General features: G+C 60.6%; 18 protein-coding genes. 12 read left to right on the forward strand and 6 right to left on the reverse strand.

Going from position 1 to position 17,888, the window contains the following annotated elements; all coding sequences use genetic code 11:
* Positions 1-120 precede the first annotated feature (120 nt).
* The gene (rnr, locus tag RSB01_RS09590; protein WP_332625372.1) at positions 121-2,445 is read right to left on the reverse strand and encodes a ribonuclease R; all 2,325 of its coding nucleotides are present in this window, start codon (positions 2,443-2,445) and stop codon (positions 121-123) included.
* 114 nt (positions 2,446-2,559) lie between these two features.
* Here rnr and RSB01_RS09595 point away from each other — a divergent pair, with 114 nt between their 5' ends.
* The 3 genes from RSB01_RS09595 (at position 2,560) to RSB01_RS09605 (ending at position 6,488) form a co-directional block, all read left to right on the forward strand.
* Entirely contained in the window at positions 2,560-3,963 is a 1,404-nt protein-coding gene (locus tag RSB01_RS09595) for a cystathionine beta-synthase (RefSeq protein ID WP_332591966.1), read from the forward strand.
* A gap of 4 nt (positions 3,964-3,967) precedes the next feature.
* Positions 3,968-5,131 carry a cystathionine gamma-synthase gene (locus RSB01_RS09600; RefSeq protein ID WP_332625373.1) on the forward strand — a complete coding sequence of 388 codons (1,164 nt, stop codon included), beginning with the start codon at positions 3,968-3,970 and terminating at the stop codon, positions 5,129-5,131.
* Positions 5,132-5,243: 112 nt separating this feature from the next.
* Entirely contained in the window at positions 5,244-6,488 is a 1,245-nt protein-coding gene (locus tag RSB01_RS09605; protein ID WP_332590818.1) for a mechanosensitive ion channel family protein, read from the forward strand.
* A gap of 45 nt (positions 6,489-6,533) precedes the next feature.
* Here RSB01_RS09605 and RSB01_RS09610 read toward each other — a convergent pair whose 3' ends face one another.
* The 3 genes from RSB01_RS09610 to RSB01_RS09620 form a co-directional block, all read right to left on the reverse strand.
* Positions 6,534-7,220: a hypothetical protein gene (locus RSB01_RS09610; RefSeq protein WP_332590819.1), complete on the reverse strand. Its 687-nt coding sequence runs from the start codon at positions 7,218-7,220 to the stop codon at positions 6,534-6,536.
* A gap of 32 nt (positions 7,221-7,252) precedes the next feature.
* Complete coding sequence (locus RSB01_RS09615; RefSeq protein ID WP_332590820.1) at positions 7,253-8,179, reverse strand: nitronate monooxygenase; 927 nt, start codon at positions 8,177-8,179, stop codon at positions 7,253-7,255.
* A gap of 527 nt (positions 8,180-8,706) precedes the next feature.
* A complete protein-coding gene (locus RSB01_RS09620; RefSeq protein WP_332590821.1) occupies positions 8,707-9,237 on the reverse strand; it encodes a hypothetical protein in 531 nt (176 codons plus the stop codon).
* An 85-nt stretch (positions 9,238-9,322) separates the two neighbouring features.
* On the opposite strand from RSB01_RS09620, the gene queF reads away from it, so the two are divergent.
* The 4 genes from queF (at position 9,323) to RSB01_RS09640 (ending at position 12,278) form a co-directional block, all read left to right on the forward strand.
* Positions 9,323-9,784 (forward strand): preQ(1) synthase, encoded by a 462-nt coding sequence (gene queF / locus RSB01_RS09625; RefSeq protein WP_332590822.1) that lies wholly within the window; start codon positions 9,323-9,325, stop codon positions 9,782-9,784.
* Between the two features lie 7 nt (positions 9,785-9,791).
* The gene (gene rsgA, locus RSB01_RS09630; protein ID WP_332590823.1) at positions 9,792-10,868 is read left to right on the forward strand and encodes a ribosome small subunit-dependent GTPase A; all 1,077 of its coding nucleotides are present in this window, start codon (positions 9,792-9,794) and stop codon (positions 10,866-10,868) included.
* Positions 10,869-10,970: 102 nt separating this feature from the next.
* On the forward strand, positions 10,971-11,309 hold the full coding sequence (locus RSB01_RS09635) for a hypothetical protein (RefSeq protein WP_332590824.1): 339 nt from the start codon (positions 10,971-10,973) through the stop codon (positions 11,307-11,309).
* Positions 11,310-11,399: 90 nt separating this feature from the next.
* Positions 11,400-12,278, forward strand: coding sequence for a DUF817 domain-containing protein (locus RSB01_RS09640; protein ID WP_332590825.1), 879 nt, complete (start codon positions 11,400-11,402; stop codon positions 12,276-12,278).
* Between the two features lie 37 nt (positions 12,279-12,315).
* Here RSB01_RS09640 and RSB01_RS09645 read toward each other — a convergent pair whose 3' ends face one another.
* On the reverse strand, positions 12,316-12,915 hold the full coding sequence (locus tag RSB01_RS09645; protein WP_332590826.1) for a nitroreductase: 600 nt from the start codon (positions 12,913-12,915) through the stop codon (positions 12,316-12,318).
* A 45-nt stretch (positions 12,916-12,960) separates the two neighbouring features.
* On the opposite strand from RSB01_RS09645, the gene RSB01_RS09650 reads away from it, so the two are divergent.
* From RSB01_RS09650 to RSB01_RS09660, 3 genes are all read left to right on the forward strand, one after another.
* A complete protein-coding gene (locus tag RSB01_RS09650) occupies positions 12,961-13,605 on the forward strand; it encodes an NUDIX hydrolase (protein ID WP_332590827.1) in 645 nt (214 codons plus the stop codon).
* Between the two features lie 23 nt (positions 13,606-13,628).
* Positions 13,629-14,465 carry a serine O-acetyltransferase gene (cysE, locus tag RSB01_RS09655; protein WP_332590828.1) on the forward strand — a complete coding sequence of 279 codons (837 nt, stop codon included), beginning with the start codon at positions 13,629-13,631 and terminating at the stop codon, positions 14,463-14,465.
* 108 nt (positions 14,466-14,573) lie between these two features.
* The gene (locus RSB01_RS09660) at positions 14,574-14,780 is read left to right on the forward strand and encodes a DUF3126 family protein (protein ID WP_332590829.1); all 207 of its coding nucleotides are present in this window, start codon (positions 14,574-14,576) and stop codon (positions 14,778-14,780) included.
* 76 nt (positions 14,781-14,856) lie between these two features.
* On the opposite strand, the gene RSB01_RS09665 is transcribed toward RSB01_RS09660, so the two are convergent.
* Positions 14,857-15,501, reverse strand: a complete 645-nt coding sequence (locus RSB01_RS09665) for a hypothetical protein (protein WP_332590830.1) — start codon at positions 15,499-15,501, stop codon at positions 14,857-14,859.
* Positions 15,502-15,584: 83 nt separating this feature from the next.
* Here RSB01_RS09665 and RSB01_RS09670 point away from each other — a divergent pair, with 83 nt between their 5' ends.
* Together RSB01_RS09670 and RSB01_RS09675 are read left to right on the forward strand one after the other, a co-directional pair.
* On the forward strand, positions 15,585-16,454 hold the full coding sequence (locus tag RSB01_RS09670) for a 50S ribosomal protein L11 methyltransferase (protein WP_332625375.1): 870 nt from the start codon (positions 15,585-15,587) through the stop codon (positions 16,452-16,454).
* A 62-nt stretch (positions 16,455-16,516) separates the two neighbouring features.
* Positions 16,517-17,888, forward strand: a 1,372-nt coding sequence (locus RSB01_RS09675; protein WP_332625377.1) for an aminopeptidase P family N-terminal domain-containing protein, incomplete at its 3' end; no start/stop codon positions are given.

The following is a 17,888-nucleotide window of genomic DNA, read 5'->3' on the forward strand; positions in this document are numbered from 1 at the left end:
TCAGGACTTCAAGGTTCCGTTCGCCGCGCGTCAGGATCAGGGTCGCGGCGTCACGGGGGCGATGTCGCTCCCCCGTGCGTGGCGAATCCAGCAGATCCTGCCTGGAGTCGAACGGTTGGTTCACTTGCGTTTGCCCTTGCGGACGCCTTTCAGGCCGTTCAGCGGCTTGCCGCCGTTGCGGGCGCGGGCGGATTTGGGACCACCCTTGCCGCCACCGCTCTTGAAGCCGCCACCCTTGCCCGTGCGGCCACGCATGCCCAGACGCGGGGACGGGGCATTGGGGTCACGCGGGGCAGGGTCGGACATCATCTGGAAGACCAAACCGCCGGTGATCGGCGTGGCCTCGGCCAGCAGAACCTCGACATTATAGCCGAGCGGGAAACGCTTGCCCGAACGCTCGCCCACCAGAGCATGGGTGCGGTCGTCATGGATGAAATACTCGTCGCCCAGAGTGGACACCGGCACCAGACCATCGGCACCCGTCTCGTCCAGACGGACAAACAGGCCAAAGCGGGTGACGCCGGTGATGCGGCCGGTAAACAGCGCGCCAACATGCTCTTCGAGATAGGCGGCGATATAGCGGTCCATTGCCGCGCGTTCGGCGGCCATCGAGCGGCGCTCGGTGTCGGTGATGTGGTCGGCAATGCCTTCCAGTTCCGACATTTCGCGGTCGGTCAGGCCATCATCGCCAAGGTTCAGCGCACGGATCAGGCCGCGATGGACGATCAGGTCGGCATAGCGGCGGATCGGCGAGGTGAAGTGGGCATAGCGGTCGAGGTTCAGGCCAAAGTGGCCGACATTCGACGGCGTATAGAAGGCCTGCATCTGGGTGCGCAGAACCACTTCGTTGACCACCTCGGCATGGGCGGTGTCCTTGATTTCACCCAGCAGCTTGTTGAAGCGTTTGGTGGTCGGTGCCTCGCCCTTGGTCCAGCTCTTGCCGATCGTGTGCAGGAAGTCCGCCAGATTGAAGATTTTTTCCTGACTGGGCGTTTCGTGCACGCGATAGATCAGCGGCGTGCGGGCCTTCTCCAGCGTCTCGGCGGCGCAGACATTGGCCTGCACCATCATCTCTTCGATCAGGCGGTGCGCTTCCAGCGACTTGCGCGGCAAGATGGCCTCGATACCGCCATCGGGCGACATCTTCACGCGGCGCTCCAGGCTTTCGATGGCCAGGGGCGCACGGCGCTCGCGGCCCTTCAACATACAGGCATAGGCATTCCACAACGGTTGCAAGATAGCATCCATGATGGGGCCGGTGGTGTCGTCGGGCGCGCCGTCGATGGCGGCCTGTGCCTGTTCGTATGAAAGCTTGGCGTGCGAACGCATCAGGCCGCGTGTGAACTTGTGGCTGATCTTCTTGCCGGTGGCATCGAACACCATCCGCACAGCCATGGTGGCGCGGTTCTCGCCCTGTTTCAGGCTGCACAGACCGTTGGAAAGCACTTCCGGCAGCATGGGCTCTACGCGGTCGGGGAAGTAGGTCGAGTTACCCTTGGCGCGGGCCTCGCGGTCCAGTTGCGTATTGGGGCGCACATAGGCCGCCACATCCGCAATAGAGACCCAGACGATCCAGCCGCCAGGATTGTTTGCGTCGGTATCGGGCTCGGCATAGACGGCGTCGTCGTGGTCACGCGCATCTTGCGGATCGATGGTGACGAACGGGATGTGGCGTAGATCCTCGCGGCCCTTGAGGGTCGGGATTTCCTGATCCTTGGCCTCGGCCTCGACGGCCTCCGAGAAGCCAACAGGGATGTTGTGCTGGTGGATGGCAATGATCGAGGCGGCGCGGGGATCATCCTCGCGACCGATATGTTCCAGCACCTTGCCGCGTTTGGGACCGTAACGGCCTTCGCGCTTCTCGGCGGAGGCCAGAACCAGATCGCCTTCCTTCAGGCCCTCGGACAGGGCGGCGGGGATGACAAGGAACTCCTTGTCCTTCTTGTCCACCGGCTCGATGCGAACCTCGCGATTGCCCTTGCGGACCACGCCCAGAAGCTTGCTGCTGTCGGCATCCAGTTTCTTGACGAGGCGGGCTTCCCAGCCTTCGCCCGCGCGGTTGAGCTTGACCAGCAGGCGGTCGCCCATAGCCGGCGCAGGGCCGCGACGGTCCTTGTCGGCCACCAGAACGGCCTGAGGCGCGTCGGCCTCGCCCTTGACCAACTGGACCAGCATTTCGCCGTCATCGGTGCGGGCCACCACATCAACCACGCCCACGGGGGGCAGGGTGCCGGCCTCGGCAAAGCCCTTGCGACCGCGTTTGCCCAGCTTGCCCTCGGCTTCCAGCTCGCGCAGCATTTCACGCAGCATACGCCGTTCGCCACCCTTGAGGCCAAAGGCGCGGGCAATGTCGGATTTCTCGGCCTCTCCGGCTTCGCGCAGGAAGGCGAGGAGAGTGTCTTTGTCGGGGAGGCCCGCAACGGGGCGCTTGGGAGTTTTAGCCATTGCCCCCTTTGTAGCTAACTTTTCGGGCAAAAAGGTGAAAACTTGCACAAGTTGACCGCGAAGGCTGTGAAGACCAGCCTGCGGTCCATAAGCGCTTTAGTGGAGCATAGACCTATGTCGTTGACCGACACGCCCGCCCTGTCCCGTCCGGCCGCATCGTTGCTGGATCTGATCGGCAAGACCCCGATGGTCGAGGTGACCAAGCTGGACACCGGTCCGTGCCGTCTTTTGCTCAAGCTGGAAAACCAGAACCCCGGCGGTTCCATCAAGGACCGTATCGCCTTGACCATGATCGAGGTCGCCGAAAATGAAGGCTGGCTGAAGCCGGGCGGTACGATTGTAGAGGCGACGGCCGGTAATACCGGTCTGGCCCTGACGCTGGTCGGAAAACAAAAGGCTTACAAGGTCTTGCTGGTTATTCCGGACAAGATGTCGAAGGAAAAAATCCAGCACTTGCGCGCTATGGGTGCCGATGTGCGCCTGACCCGTTCGGACGTGCCGCACGGCCATCCCGAATACTATACCGACATGGCAGAGCGTCTGGCCCAGCAGATTCCGGGTGCCTATTACGTCAACCAATTTGCCAATGACGCCAACTCCGAGGCGCATTACAAATCGACAGCGCCGGAAATCTGGGAACAGACCGGCGGCAATATCGATGCCTTTGTGGCCGGTATCGGCTCGGGCGGCACCATCACCGGTATCGCACGCTATCTGAAAGCCCAGGGCTCTAAGGCCGAAATTATTCTGGCTGATCCGGTCGGCTCGGCGCTGGCGGGAATCGTCAACGAGGGCAAACCGGGGCCGGACGGCTCCTATACCGTCGAAGGCATCGGGCAAAACTTTGTGCCTGACACCGCAGATATCAATCTGATCGACAAAGCCTATTCTATCCCCGACGCGGAATCGATCGCGACCGCCCGTGACCTGCTGCTGAAAGAGGGCGTGCTGGCCGGATCATCCTCGGGCTGCCTGATCGCTGCCGCCCTGCGCTGGTGCCGCGAACAGACCGAGCCCAAGACGGTGGTGACGTTCGTGTGCGATACGGGCGCGAAATATCTGTCCAAGGTCTATAACGACACCTGGCTGGCCGATCAGGGTCTGGCCCAGCGCGAGATCACCGGCAACCTGTCGGACCTGATCAGCCGCAAATACGAGACGGGCGATGTGGTTGTCGTCGGTCCCGAAGACACCATCGACACCGCCTTCAAGCGTATGCGCGGCAGTGATGTGTCGCAGCTTCCGGTCATTCAGGATGGTCGCCTGATCGGCATCGTCGACGAGAGCGATATCGTTCACCTGATGAACACGGACGAGATCACCCGCAAGGATCGTTTTGCCAAGGCGGTATCGTCGGCCATGACGCGCGATCTGGACACGGTGCAGGTTTCCGAAACGCTGGACGCCCTGATCCCGCTGTTTGACCGTGACCGCGTGGCGATTGTTCTGGACGGCGAGAAATTTGTCGGCCTGATCACCCGTGCCGACCTGATCAACCACCTCAGCCTGAACCGTTAAGCAGATGACCGAAAAGAAAAATCATCAAGGCTTCTCGACCCGCGCCATCCATGCGGGGCAGGAACCGGACCCGACGACCGGCGCCGTTATGATGCCGATCTACGCCACCTCGACCTTCGCGCAGGAAAGCCCTGGCGTGAACAAGGGGTTCGAATATGCGCGTGGCAAGAACCCGACACGCATGGCGTTCGAAGCCTGTATTGCTGACCTTGAAGGCGGCGTTCAGGCCTTCGGTTTCGGCTCGGGCATGGCGGCGACCTCGACGGCGCTGGAACTGCTGGATGCCGGATCGCACATCGTCACGGGTGATGATCTGTATGGTGGGTCGTGGCGCTTGTTCGAGCGCGTGCGCCGTCGCTCGATGGGGCTGGACTTTGCCTATGTCGATCTCAGCGACATTGCAGCCGTAGAGGCGGCCATCACCGACAAGACGCGGATGCTGTGGGTGGAAACCCCCACCAATCCGATGATGAAGCTGGCTGATATCGCCGCCCTGTCCAAGGTGGCCAAGGCGCACAATCTGATCCTCGTGGTCGATAACACCTTTGCCTCGCCCTATTGCCAGCAACCGCTGGCGCTGGGGGCGGACATCGTCATGCACTCGGCGACCAAATATCTGAACGGCCACTCTGACGTGGTTGCCGGTGTTCTGGTGGCCAAGGATGCCGAGATGGCGGCGCAGCTGAAGTTCCTCCAGAACTCCATCGGCGGCGTTATGGGCCCGTTTGACGCCTTCTTGGTGAACCGTGGCCTGAAAACGCTGGCCCTTCGCATGAAGGCCCACTGTGAAAACGCCATGACGCTGGCCAAGTGGCTGGAAGGCCGCGCGGGCGTGCAAAAGGTTATCTATCCGGGCTTGGAGAGCCACCCGCAGCATGAACTGGCCAAGAGCCAGATGACGGGCGGTTTTGGCGGCATGGTTTCGGTGGTGATCGACGGCGATCTGGAACGCACCAAGCGCGTTCTGGAGCGGGTGCAAGTCTTCACGCTGGCCGAGTCCCTCGGCGGTGTCGAAAGCCTGGTAAACCATCCGGCCATCATGACCCATGCCAGCATCCCCAAGGATGTTCGCGAGGCCAGCGGTGTCACCGACAACCTGATCCGCCTGTCGGTGGGTGTCGAGAACATCGAGGACTTGATCGCCGATCTGGATCAGGCCCTGTCCTGATAGCTCACTGATGATACGAGGCCGCAGTCTTTAGGGACTGCGGCCTTTTTCATGCGACCTGTGGCGGTATGTCGGGGTTCACACGGTGCGTCTGGCCCCCTAGTTTTAGGCTATGCAGCAATACGACGCCTTGCGCGCCCGTCTCGCAGACTTCCCCGTGGCAGAAATGATGGCGGGATTGTGCCTTCTGGTTCTTGTGGCCTTTGTCGCCGACTTCATCGTGCGGCGCGGGTTGACCCGCATTTTGTTGAAACTGGTCGAGCGGGCGTCCGACGAACTGGATGACCTGTTGCGTCCTGTGGTGCGTAACCTGTCGCGGGTGGTGCCGACGCTGGTTATTCAGTTGGGCATTGCCTCGGTACCCCATCTGCATCCATCGGCTGTGACCGTGATCCAGAACGTCGCGGGGGCCTTCACCATTGTGGCTGTGGTGCTGGCCATCGGCTCGGCGCTGGATATGGCCAATGCCCTGTATGCCCGTTCGGAACGTGCGCAGCGCCGCAACATCAAGGGCTATGTGCAGGTGGTGAAGCTGGTCTTCTATGCCATCGGCACTATTCTGGTGATTGCGGCCCTGATCGACCGTTCGCCGCTATTGCTGCTGTCGGGGCTTGGTGCATTGGCCGCCGTGCTGATGCTGGTGTTCAAGGATACCATCCTGTCGCTGGTGGCATCGGTTCAGTTGAACTCGAATGACATGCTGCGGGTGGGGGACTGGATCGAGATGCCCCAGATGAACGCCGACGGTGATGTCATCGATATCGCCCTGCACACGGTCAAGGTTCAGAACTGGGACAAGACCATCACCACTATCCCGACGTGGCGTCTGATCAACGAGCCCTACAAGAACTGGCGCGGGATGCAGGAAAGCGGTGGCCGTCGCATTAAACGCTCGCTGCTGATCGACCAGACCAGCGTGCGCTTCCTGAGCGAGGACGAGCGCAACAACATGCGTCGGATCATGCTGATCGACGACTATCTGGCGGAAAAGTCAGATGAATTGGATCGCTGGAACGCGAAGCTGGTCGAGAGCGGTCGCGATCCGGTTAATACGCGCAGGGCGACCAATCTGGGTACGTTCAGGGCTTATGTGCAGCAGTATCTGAAAAACCATCCGCGCCTGAACCAGCAAATGACGCAACTGGTGCGCCAGATGGCTCCTAGCGAGGGCGGTCTTCCGCTGGAAATCTATTGCTTCACCGCGACGACGGCTTGGGCCGATTATGAAGATATTCAGGCCGATATTTTCGACCACCTGCTGGCGATCTTGCCCGAGTTCGGGTTGAGACTGGCGCAGCAGCCGACGGGCGCGGATATGGCTTCTGTCTTCAAGGCTGTGGCTGAAAAAGCCGCATAAAAAGGGGCCGGATGGCCCCTTTTTCGTATCTGCTGTCTGCAAGGATCAGAAGGCGTAGGCGATGCCTGCGACCAGAGCTTCCTTGTACTGTTCGCCGGGCAGATCGGAATCGTTGCCGTGCCAGCGGACGTCCAGTTCGAGGCTCTTGGTCAGCATGTAGCCGACGCCGATATTATAGCCGGTATAGCTGACGGCGTTGTCCTGATCGCGGTGACCGATTTCGGCCGAGGCGCTCAGCTTGTCGGTGAAATCCCAGCCAGCCTGAGCCGAAACCCACGTCCAGGCCTTGACCGAGCCTGTGCCGTCCGGCGAGTGCTGCAGACGCAGGCGGGCCTTGGCCGGACCAATGGCGCGCTTCATGTCGGCAGTGAATTCCCACGCCTCGTCATCGACACCGGGGTTGGAATCCAGACGCCATTTGTGGGTCGCGTTCAGGTCGAAATCGAAACCGGCCCATTGCGGACGAATGCCGCCGCCGAGTTCGACTTCCATATCCGAGCCGCCGCTTTTGATCGTTTCAAAAGCCGGACCGGCATAGAAGAAGCCGCTGTCGTTTTCCCAAAGGGCTTCACCCCAGACGAAGGCCTCGCCATCGGATTTGGAGATGTCCTTGGAGCGGTTATCGGTGCCTGCTCCTGCGGAGATGTTCCACGAACCCGATTGGGCCATAGCCGAGGCAGGCAGGACGGTGGTTGCAAGAACGAGGGCGAGGGCGGTGACTTTAAGGCGCATAGGGGCTCCGCTGCGTCTGTGGATGCGCCCGCTTAACGTCGTTTTGTGTCAAAATCCAAACAGGCTTGTGAAAACTCGTCCGTGAGCCGCTCAATAAGCTTGGCTGTAGGCAGGACATCATGAATGGCCGCGACGCCGTGGCCGGCAGACCAGATGGTTTTCCACGCCTTGGCTTCCTCGCCCATATCCAGCTTGTGTTCAGGCAGGGATTTCGCATCGATGCCGTTCTCGACCAGAGATTTGACCATGAAATTGGCAGGAATACCCGAAACGGCGGGGGTGTGGACGATGTCGGTCGCGCCGCTGTCGATAATCATCTGCTTATAGGCGGCGTCGGCCTGAGCCTCGGTCGTGTTGATGAAGCGGGTGCCCATATAGGCAAAGTCGGCCCCCATCATCAGGGCGGCGGCGACGTCCTGCCCCGTCGAAAGTGCGCCCGCCAGAATAATGGTGCCGTCAAAGAAACGGCGCACTTCGTTCACAAGGGCAAACGGGTTGATGATGCCCGCATGGCCACCCGCACCGCCCGCCACAAGGATCAGACCATCCACACCGGCCTCGGCGGCCTTTTGTGCATGGCGCACCGTGGCGATGTCGTGGAAGACCTTGCCGCCATAAGCTTGAACCGCCTTCACCACATCGGCCACGGCCCCCAGAGAGGTGATGACCAGCGGCACTTCTTGTTCGATCGTGACGGCCAGATCGGCCATCAGGCGGTCATTGGTCGCGTGCACGATGTGGTTTACGCCAAAAGCCGCCGCATCGGGGGACAGGCGCGATTTGATCTCGACCAGCCAGTCCCGATAGCCCTCTGTGGTGCGCTGGTTCAGCGACGGGAAGGTGCCAATGACCCCGTTATTGCATGTCTCGACCACCAGATCGGGTCCTGAAATCAGGAACATCGGCGATGCGATAACAGGCAGTTTCAAGCCCTTTTGCAGGGAAGCGGGAATGGCCATGGGGTTCCTCCGGTCCGTCTTGTTTGACTACGGATAACATGGATTGGGCACAGGTCGAGCCTTTTGGAACACGCGAGGCCTAGCCGAGATTGAAAGGCATCCTGACACGGAAAACGCGTATGCTTTTGGGGTCTGGATCAGTTTGGATTCTGCCGCGCGCGACAATATTGATGGCAGATTCTCCAAATCCGTAGCCTTCGGGCGTTTCGCTAAGCACTTTGCAAAACCGAATGACGCCATCCGCAGGGGCGATGCAGGCGAGGGTTGCAGATCCGCTCAGCCCTTCATTGAACGCGCGTTGGGGGAAGTCATTGACGCTAGGGCTAGGCAATACCCGCCACGAAACGTTTGTATAGCCGGTCTCGTCATCCAGAAGGGCTTCGATCTGGGGAGGAATTTCCGGACGCGGTGATGGTGCGGGTCTATGCCGTGACTGTGCCATACCGGATGCAGGCGTACCGATGACTAGGCCCACTGCGAGAGCCAACAAGATTTTGTGGTGCATGGCTAGTTTTGCTGGCTCTTACTTAGAGTTTGAAGGGAACGCGGACTGTGAACTCTTCTGACTTTTGACCGTCTTCGAGCCTTGTGAGTTGGCCACGCCGAACGATCCGTATTGCAGCTTCGCCAAAGCCATAACCCATAGGTTGCTCCTGAACTGTAAAACAGTCGTAGGGGTGGCCTGATGTGCTGACCGAGCAGGCTATATGGGCATAGCCATCTATATGCTCGCGTAAGGGCTTGAGTGGATCATCCATGTAAGTGGGTTCAGGGGGTGTCACCCATTGCGGTATCGCAGACACCGGTATTGTGGCGTCATTCAGAGGGCGGTTGGCAATGATTTCTTCTTGCTCCGCATAGAACGCATCTCGTCGCTCTTGTTCGAGGTCGTTGCCTCTGTAGATCGTTTGCGAGGACCTTAATACGCTGTCCAAAGCTTGGCGTGCGGAAACGAAATAATCGACAGAAGGCGAGGGGAGATTACGGAAAGTTATCGCCAGAATGGCCATCAAAATCATGCCGGTGACGGCAATGATTTGAACGAAATCGCTTCTCATCCTATGTGGTCCCCTAAATCCCCTGCTGTTAGACTGGCTGTGTTCGCCGGTCGGACGCAAGACCCATAAAGACCAACGGTATTCCATGTCGCACTACACAGACGGCCTTTCACAACTCGGCACCCAGACCGGTGCGCCGACCAATCCCGAAGAGGCCGTGCTGGAGCGGGTGCCGAACCCGCATAATGACACGATGTATGTCGCGCGTTTCACCGCGCCAGAGTTCACCAGCCTGTGCCCGGTGACGAACCAGCCGGACTTTGCCCATCTGGTGATCGACTATGTGCCGGGTGACTGGCTGGTCGAGTCCAAGTCGCTGAAACTGTACCTGACCAGCTTCCGTAACCACGGCGCTTTCCATGAGGATTGCACAGTGTCGATCGGTCGTCGTCTAAACGATCTGCTGCAACCCAAATGGCTGCGGATCGGCGGCTACTGGTATCCGCGCGGCGGCATTCCAATCGACGTGTTCTGGCAATCGGGTCCGGCACCTGAGGGTGTGTGGATTCCCGAACAGGGCGTTCCGACCTATCGCGGTCGGGGTTAAGCGCCCGATGATCGCCCGCTACGGATGGTCGGAATATTTTGCGTCGGCATTTGAAAAATATGCACGCTCGGGCTTCATCCCCGGGCGGGTGATCCTGCAACAGAGGGGCAGCTATACGGTCGTCACCGAAAACGGCCCTGTGACTGCGCGCCCGACAGGCCGCCTGCTGCACGAAGCCGATGATATCGGCCAGCCGTGCGTGGGCGACTGGGTCGCCCTGTTGATGGACAAGAAGGCCGGTATCGGCACAGTTCAGGCCATTCTGCCGCGCAAATCGGCACTGGTACGCCGCGCCATCGAGGATGCCTCGCGTGCGACCCAGATTATCGCCGCCAATGTCGATGTGGCCTTTATCGTCACCTCGCTGAATGCCGATCTGAACCTGCGCCGTATCCAGCGTTATCTGGCCGCCGTGCGCCAGAGCGGGGCTAAGCCTGTGGTCGTGCTGACCAAGGCTGATCTGGTCGATAACGCGGCTGAAAAAAAAACCGAGATGCGCGATCAGGATATTGATTGTCCGGTGGTGGCGATCTCGTCGCGCAGCGGCGCGGGACTGGACGAGTTCATGTCCTATGTCCGCACGGGCGAGACCTGCGTGATGATCGGATCATCCGGCGTGGGCAAGTCGACGCTGGTGAACACCTTGCTGGCCGAAGATCGGATGGTTACCCGCGAGGTACGCGAAGCCGACGATCAGGGACGCCACACGACCAGCCACCGCGAATTGATCGTGCTGCCGTCGGGCGGGATGCTGGTGGACACACCGGGTATCCGCGAGATCGGTCTTCTGGATGCCGAAGAAGGCGTGGCCGAGGTCTTTGATGATGTCGAAGACCTGATGACCGGCTGCAAGTTCACCAATTGCAGCCATGTCAGCGAGCCGGGCTGTGCCGTGCAGGGGGCACTCAAAAGCGGCGCGTTGAGCGAGGAGCGCTGGACCCACTTTGTGCAACTGCGTCTGGAAATGGCAGAGGCCAAGGACAAGGTGGACAAAACCGCTCGCGATGCCGAACGCCGCCGTCTGGCGACGACCCAGAAAAACTATCGTGCGACCAAACGGAACTATCGCGGCTCGAAAGACTAATTCAGTTGGCGGTTATGCACCGCCAATATCCGTGCCAGCCTTCATTAAGCCTGCATAAGCCTGTAACCGGCTTCGAGAGACTTCTAAGTCAGGAAAAATACCATGACCGCCTATACCATCGTCATCACGACTGCGACCCAAGGTTCCGAGGATGCAGAGGTCAACACCCTGACCGACGAGTTTGCCAATGAATCGGAAGTCATCGGCTATTCGCGCCGTCTGGCCGAAGAGCTGGTCGAACTGGCCGAAGAGCTGCAACTCGAATTCGATTACAGCAGCGTCGGTCTTTATTCCGGCGACGTGATCGATGAAGATCTGACGCCGGAACACGAGACCTTCGTCGGTCTGTGGGTACTGGACGCCGAGGGTGCTGAGTACGTCACCGCCGAAGAATTCGCTGCCGAAGAGGCTGAAGGCGAAGACGAAGCCGCAGACGCTTAAATACGTTTCGCGGTATCGCTAGACAATCAGAGGCGGTCACTTTCAAGTGGCCGCCTTTGTTATGTCGCGCATCATGACGAGCAGACGAATATGAACGACAGAACGACTTTACCGCTTGAGGCTATGGGCCGCCGTCTTATGGCGCAGGCCGAGGGCTGGGCCGATCGTGGACGGTGGCGGGGCTATACTTACGAGTTCCTGTGGTTCGGGCTGAAACAGGCATGGGCCTGTCTGTTCGGCGGTGCGCTGCTGGCGCTGATCGTCGGCACCTATCTGTTCTGGCCCGATAACAGCCTGATCAGCCGTTATGATTTTCTGGTGATCGGTGCGCTGGGGATTCAGGGGCTGATGCTGGCCTTCAAGCTGGAAAGCTGGGACGAGGCGAAAACCATCTTTCTGTTCCATATTGCGGGCACGGTGATGGAGTTGTTCAAGACCTATCACGGGTCATGGATTTACCCCGAGGACAGCTTGCTGCGGATCGGGGCCGTGCCGCTGTTTTCCGGTTTCATGTATGCGGCGGTGGGCAGCTATATCGCCCGTGTCCAGCGCGTGTTCCACATCGGGGTAAAGAACTATCCGCCGATGTGGCAGACCTATCTGCTGGCGGCGGCCATCTATGTGAACTTCTTTGCGCACCACTGGCTGCCGGACATTCGCGTGGTGCTGTTTATCGCCACGGCGCTGATTTTTGCGCGGGGCTGGTTCTGGTTCAAGACCGACCGCAGACGCCGTTCAATGCCCTTGCTGCTGGGGTATTTCCTAGTGGCGCTGTTTATCTGGATTGCCGAAAATCTGGCCACCTTTGGCAGGGCGTGGACCTATCCCGATCAGGCGGCAGGCTGGCAGATGGTGTCGTTCACCAAGTTCGGCAGCTGGTTCCTGTTGATGATCGTGTCGGTGGTGCTGGTGTCGCTGGTCCACAAGCCGGTGCCGGAAGAGACGATCCGCGCAACCGAAGCCGGATAAGAAAAAGGCCCGAACCATGGTTCGGGCCTTTTGATCTTTAGGGCAGGATTTCCACCCGCTCGGAAACCTGCGGGCGCGGACGCTCCAGCGGGGCGACCGGCAGGGTGCCGATATGGATGAAACCGGCAACCTTCTCGCCATCCTTGATGTCGAACAAGGCCAGCGCTTCGGCATCGAAGCTGTACCAGTCGGTGATCCAGCTGGCGCTGTAACCCAGCGCATTGGCGGCGTGTTCGATATTCATGCACACCGCACCGGCCGACAGTTCCTGTTCCCACACCGGCACCTTGTGGCCGTGGACGGGAGAGGAAACGACGAGGATGGTCAGTGGCGGATTGGCCAGCTTGGACAAAACTGCCTTGCCCTTGACCGGATCGGGCAGGCGAGGGGTCATGGCAGACAGCTTTTCTACGATCCTTGCGCGGCTTTGCGGGCCAAGAACCACCAGACGCCACGGGGCCAGTTTGCCGTGATCGGGCGAGCGAAGTGCCAGCGACAGCAGGGTGTGCAGGTCCTCGCCCTCGGGCGCAGGAGCGGTCAACTGTTGGGCCGGAGCCGAGCGGCGCGTGGCCAGACGGTGCAGCAGGTCTTCGGAGCGGACGGGCAGGGTCAGTTCGGCAGAGAGAGCGTCGGTCATATTCCCTAGCTAGGTTTTCGATGTGTCAAACGCCATAGTGGTCGCATGAAGATTATCGAACAAATCGATCCCGTCTGGGCCAAAGACCTGCCGCAAGCCCCGAAATGGCAAAGTCACGGGCAAGAGGTTTTGATCGAAAATCCGTGGATGCGCGTGACTCGCCATCCGGTCACGGCCCCCACGGGGATGAAGGCCGATTACTGGGTGGTGCGCCCCAAAAACATCGGGGCTGGCGTCTTGCCACTGCATGACGATGGCACGGTGACCATGGTGGGCCAGCACCGTTTCGCCCTGATGCGCTATTCATGGGAAATGCCCGAAGGTGGTGCGCCCGAGGGCGAGGACCCGTTCGACGCCATCCAGCGTGAACTGAAAGAAGAAGCAGGCCTGACCGCGCGGCACTGGGTGGCGGCGCTGGATATGGACCTGTCCAACTCTACGACCGACGAGCGGGCCATGTGCTGGCTGGCCTGGGGGCTGGAAGAGACCGAGGTTGATCCCGACCCGACCGAGGTTCTGGTTTCGGTGCGCGTGCCGTACATGACCCTGCTGGAAGAAGTCGGGCGCGGTGCGGTACGGGACAGTTTGACGGTGGCAACCGTCTATCGGGCCTACCATATGGCCCAAACGAGCCTAAACGGCGATGGACCTCTGCCGTGCGAACTGGCGCAGGCCATGCTGTCGGCGTAAGATAGGCCCGAACGGGAAGTCAAATGACCAAGCTGGAAGTCGTTTCATCGGCGGGAAATACCCGCGAGCAGGATTTGTGGACGTCCCTGCGGGCGGCGGCGGAGGATGCTGCGCGCGAGGAGCCGCAACTGGCATCGCAACTACATTCGGTGATCCTGTCGCACGATAATCTGGCGGCGGCGCTCAGCTTCCAGATCGCCCGCAAACTGGGTGATTCCGAATTAGGGGCCATGACGGTGCGCGAAGTGGCGCTGTCGGCCTTCCGGGCCGATCCGTCGATAGTTGCCGCAGCAGAGGCAGACCTGTGTGCCGTGCTGGAGCGCGATCCGGCGATCCGCACGCCGTTACAGCCCTTCTTGTATTTCAAAGGTTTTCAGGCGCTTCAGGCGTGGCGCGTGGCCCACTGGTTGTGGGAACAAAAGCGCGACACGCTGGCCTTCCATTTCCAGAGCCGGATTTCCGAGCTGTTCCAGTTGGATATCCATCCGGCGGCCCGCATCGGCAAGGGCGTTTTCGTGGACCACGGTACCGGCATTGTGATCGGTGAAACCGCTGTGGTCGGCGACGAGGTGTCCATGCTGCATGCCGTGACACTGGGCGGCACAGGCGCAGAGCGCGGCGACCGTCACCCCAAGATCGGCCGCGGTGTTCTGCTGGGCGCAGGGGCCAAGGTGTTGGGCAATATCGAAATCGGCGACTATGCCAAGGTGGCGTCCGGTTCGGTGGTGCTGAAACCCGTTCCTGCGGGCTGCACCGTCGCGGGGGTTCCGGCGCGTATGGTCAACTGCCCGACCGATGCTACGCCGGCCCGCACAATGGACCACACCTTGTCCGATGTCGTTTATGATTATGTGATCTGAGGGCTATCGACGTTTTCTATGGTCCTGTGGACGCTTGATCTGCGGACTTCACATCGGCGGGCGGCTTGTCTAGGGTCCGCGCAAATAAGTATTAACGAGGCTATCCCCGTGACAGAATCCGATCTCAAAAAAGTCGAGAGCCACCTGAAGCGCACCTTCAACCATGGTGGCCTGAAGGTTAAGGCCCGCAAGGTTGCCGACTCTGCCGAAGTCTATGTCGATGACGAGTTCATCGGCGTGGTGTTCGAAGACGAAGATGAAGCCGGTTCGTACATGTTCGAAATGGCCATCCTGTCGGAAGACCTGGCAGAATAGTCCTTCGGACGATGCCGAAATGAACAAGGGCCGGTGGCATTGCCACCGGCCCTTTTCGTTTGCCTGTAAGGGCGGTTTATTTCAGGCCGAACAGGCGGGCAAAGAAGCCGCGCTTCTTTGGAGCTTCGGCGGCGTGGGCCTGCGGGCTGGCAACGGCCGGAGCAGGCGCGGGCTCAGGTGTGGCGGGCGGCGCGGGAATCTCCGGCAGTGGCGTGCGAACCGGTGCGGCGCTGGGGGACGGTTTCGCCACAGATGCAGGGGCGGCCACCGGCTTGGAAGGCGCAGGGGCGGGGACAGGCGCGGGAGCCGCTGCCTTGGGGGCTGCGGTCTTGGCCGGAGCTTTTGCCGCGGCCTTTGGTGCTGCGGCCTTGGTTGCGGCGGGCTTGGCAGCTGCCGTCTTGGTCGCCGCGGGCTTCGCTGCCGCAGGCTTGCTGGCCGTGGCCTTGGCGGGAGCTTTTGCCGCAGCCGGCTTCTTGGCCGCTGGTTTTGGGGCCGCTGGTTTTGGGGCCGCCGGTTTGGGAGCCGTAGCCTTGGTTGCAGCGGGCTTGGCCGCCGTTTTTGCAGCCGCTGCCTTGGGCGCTGCAGCGGTTTTTGCTGTTTTTACTTCACCCGTGGCCGCTTTTGCGGCAGAAGCGGGCGACTTCGCAGCCGCCTTGGGCTTGGAAGTGGATGCAGCCGCCTTCGGCGCGGCGGACTTGGTTTCCGTTGGTGCTTTGGCCATGTAATCCCCAACCCTTGAATGTGGCGGACTGGTGAAAAAACAGTCCGTGTCGTCTTTTGTTATCATATCGGTGATTTTTGGAAATGTCGGAATCTGCTCTTCAGATAATTGCTCGCGGTCTGCGCGTTCCTGCCGAGACGGCTGCCAGCGCAATTGATGCGGATTTTTCGCTGGATGGCGCGACCTATTCCATCCTCGAAGAAGACGAAGATCTGGGCATCTGGCGCATTGATGCCTTCCCGACCACGGACGATGAAGCCAAGGGTATAGAAGCCCATCTGCGCGCCGTCGAAGGTCTGGAAGTGACCGTCGAAAAACTGGCCGATGCGGACTGGCTGGCCATGAGCCTGTCGGGTCTGCCGCCGGTCGAGGCCGGTCGCTTCTTTGTTTATGGCGCACACGATCAGGGCAAGGTGCCCGAGGGCCGCGTGACGCTGAAGATCGATGCGGGGGCCGCCTTTGGTACCGGGCACCACGGCACGACCGTTGGCTGTCTGGATGCGTTCGACAAGCTGCTGGATAAGGGTGAAACGTTCGAGAAGGTTCTGGATGTCGGCTGTGGCACCGGCGTTCTGGCGATCGCTGCGGCCAAGACCGGCACCCCGATTGCTGTCGGCACAGATATCGACGAGGCCTCGGCCCGCATCGCCAATGAAAATGCCGAGATCAACGACGCCAAGTGCGAGTTCTATTTCGCCAGCGGCCTGAACGATGCCCGCGTGGCCAAGAATGCGCCCTATGATCTGGTGTTCGCCAATATTCTGGCCGCACCGCTGGTCGAACTGGCTCCTGAAATCGCGCAGGCTCTGAAGTCGGGTGGCGTGGCCATCCTGTCAGGCCTGTTGCGCACGCAAGAAGAGCGCATCCTCGATGCCTATCGCCCGCTGGGTTTTGTCGTGGAACAGACCATCCACAACGACGCCTGGTCGGCCCTGCAACTGCGCAAGGCGTAAAAACGACTGAAACGCCGTCGGGGGCTCTGGCCCCCGACGGCGGTCGGGCGTAGTCAGAAGGTATGAGACAGACCTTCGACGAAACCACCGATCCCTCGTTTGGCGCAAAGCACCTGCCGCTGGTCCGCGCCGAGATGGCGAAACAGGGCCTTGATGGCCTTCTGGTCCCGCACGAGGACGAGCATCAGAACGAATACCTGCCCGATGCCAATGAGCGTCTGGCATGGGTGACGGGCTTTACCGGCTCGGCCGGTGCGGGCGTGGTGTTCGCCGACAGCGCCACAGTCTTTGTTGATGGTCGCTATACGGTTCAGGCCAAGGCCCAGACCGATCCGGCCCTGTTCGTGCGTGTACCGCTGAACGAACAGAATGCTTGGCTGGCCGCCAATGTTAAGGCCGGTCAGGTGATCGGCTATGATGCTCGTTTGCACAGCCCCGATGCGCTGGATGCCCTGCGCGCTGCTATTGAAAAAGCAGGCGGTTCACTCAAAGCTGTGGACGGCAATCCGATTGATCTGGCCTGGACCGATCGTCCGTCCCAGCCGCAGGCACCGGTCGTGCCGCACCCCGAGAAATATGCCGGTGAAAGTGCCGCTTCCAAGCGTGCGCGCATTGGCAAGGCCGTGGCCGACAAGGGTGGCGATGTTACGGTTCTGACAGCCCCGTCGTCGCTGGCATGGCTGTTCAATATCCGTGGTGGCGATGTGATCCGCACGCCTTTGCCGCTGGGTCAGGCTATTGTGCGGGCTGACGGTTCGGCGACCATCTTCCTTGATCCGGCCAAGATCACCGACGAACTGCCTGCATGGCTGGGTAACGAGGTGACGCTGGAAAACCCTGCGGCGCTGGAAGGCGCTCTGGCAGGACTGTCGGGCCAGAAGGTCGTGATCGATCCGGCCATCTCGTCGGCATGGTATTTCGAACAATTGGAACAGGCCGGAGCCACTGTGATCCGCGCCATGGATCCTTGCGCCATCCCTCGTGCCTGCAAGAACGATGTCGAGATTGAAGGCAGCCGCCGCGCCCACATCCGTGACGGCGCGGCCCTGACCCGCTTCCTGTACTGGGTCGATACCTATGCGCAGGAAAACCTGCCGGATGAACGCGCGATCGTTCAGGCTCTCGAGGGTTTCCGCGAGGCGACAGGCGAACTGAAAGACCTGTCGTTTGACACCATTGCGGGCGTTGCCGCCAACGGTGCCCTGCCGCACTACAAACCGGTCGGGGCCAAGATCCGTCCGATGGAGAAGGGCAGCCTTCTGCTGGTGGACGGCGGTGGCCAGTATCTGGACGGGACGACCGATGTCACCCGCACCATGGCTATCGGCGAAGGCACTGCCGAACAGCGCCGCATGTTCACGCTGGTTCTAAAGGGCCACATCGCCATGGCGGTGATCCGCTTCCCGGCGGGCGCTTCGGGTATGCAGATTGATG

The organism is Brevundimonas sp., assembly GCF_036659295.1.
In the GTDB taxonomy this organism is placed as follows: domain Bacteria; phylum Pseudomonadota; class Alphaproteobacteria; order Caulobacterales; family Caulobacteraceae; genus Brevundimonas.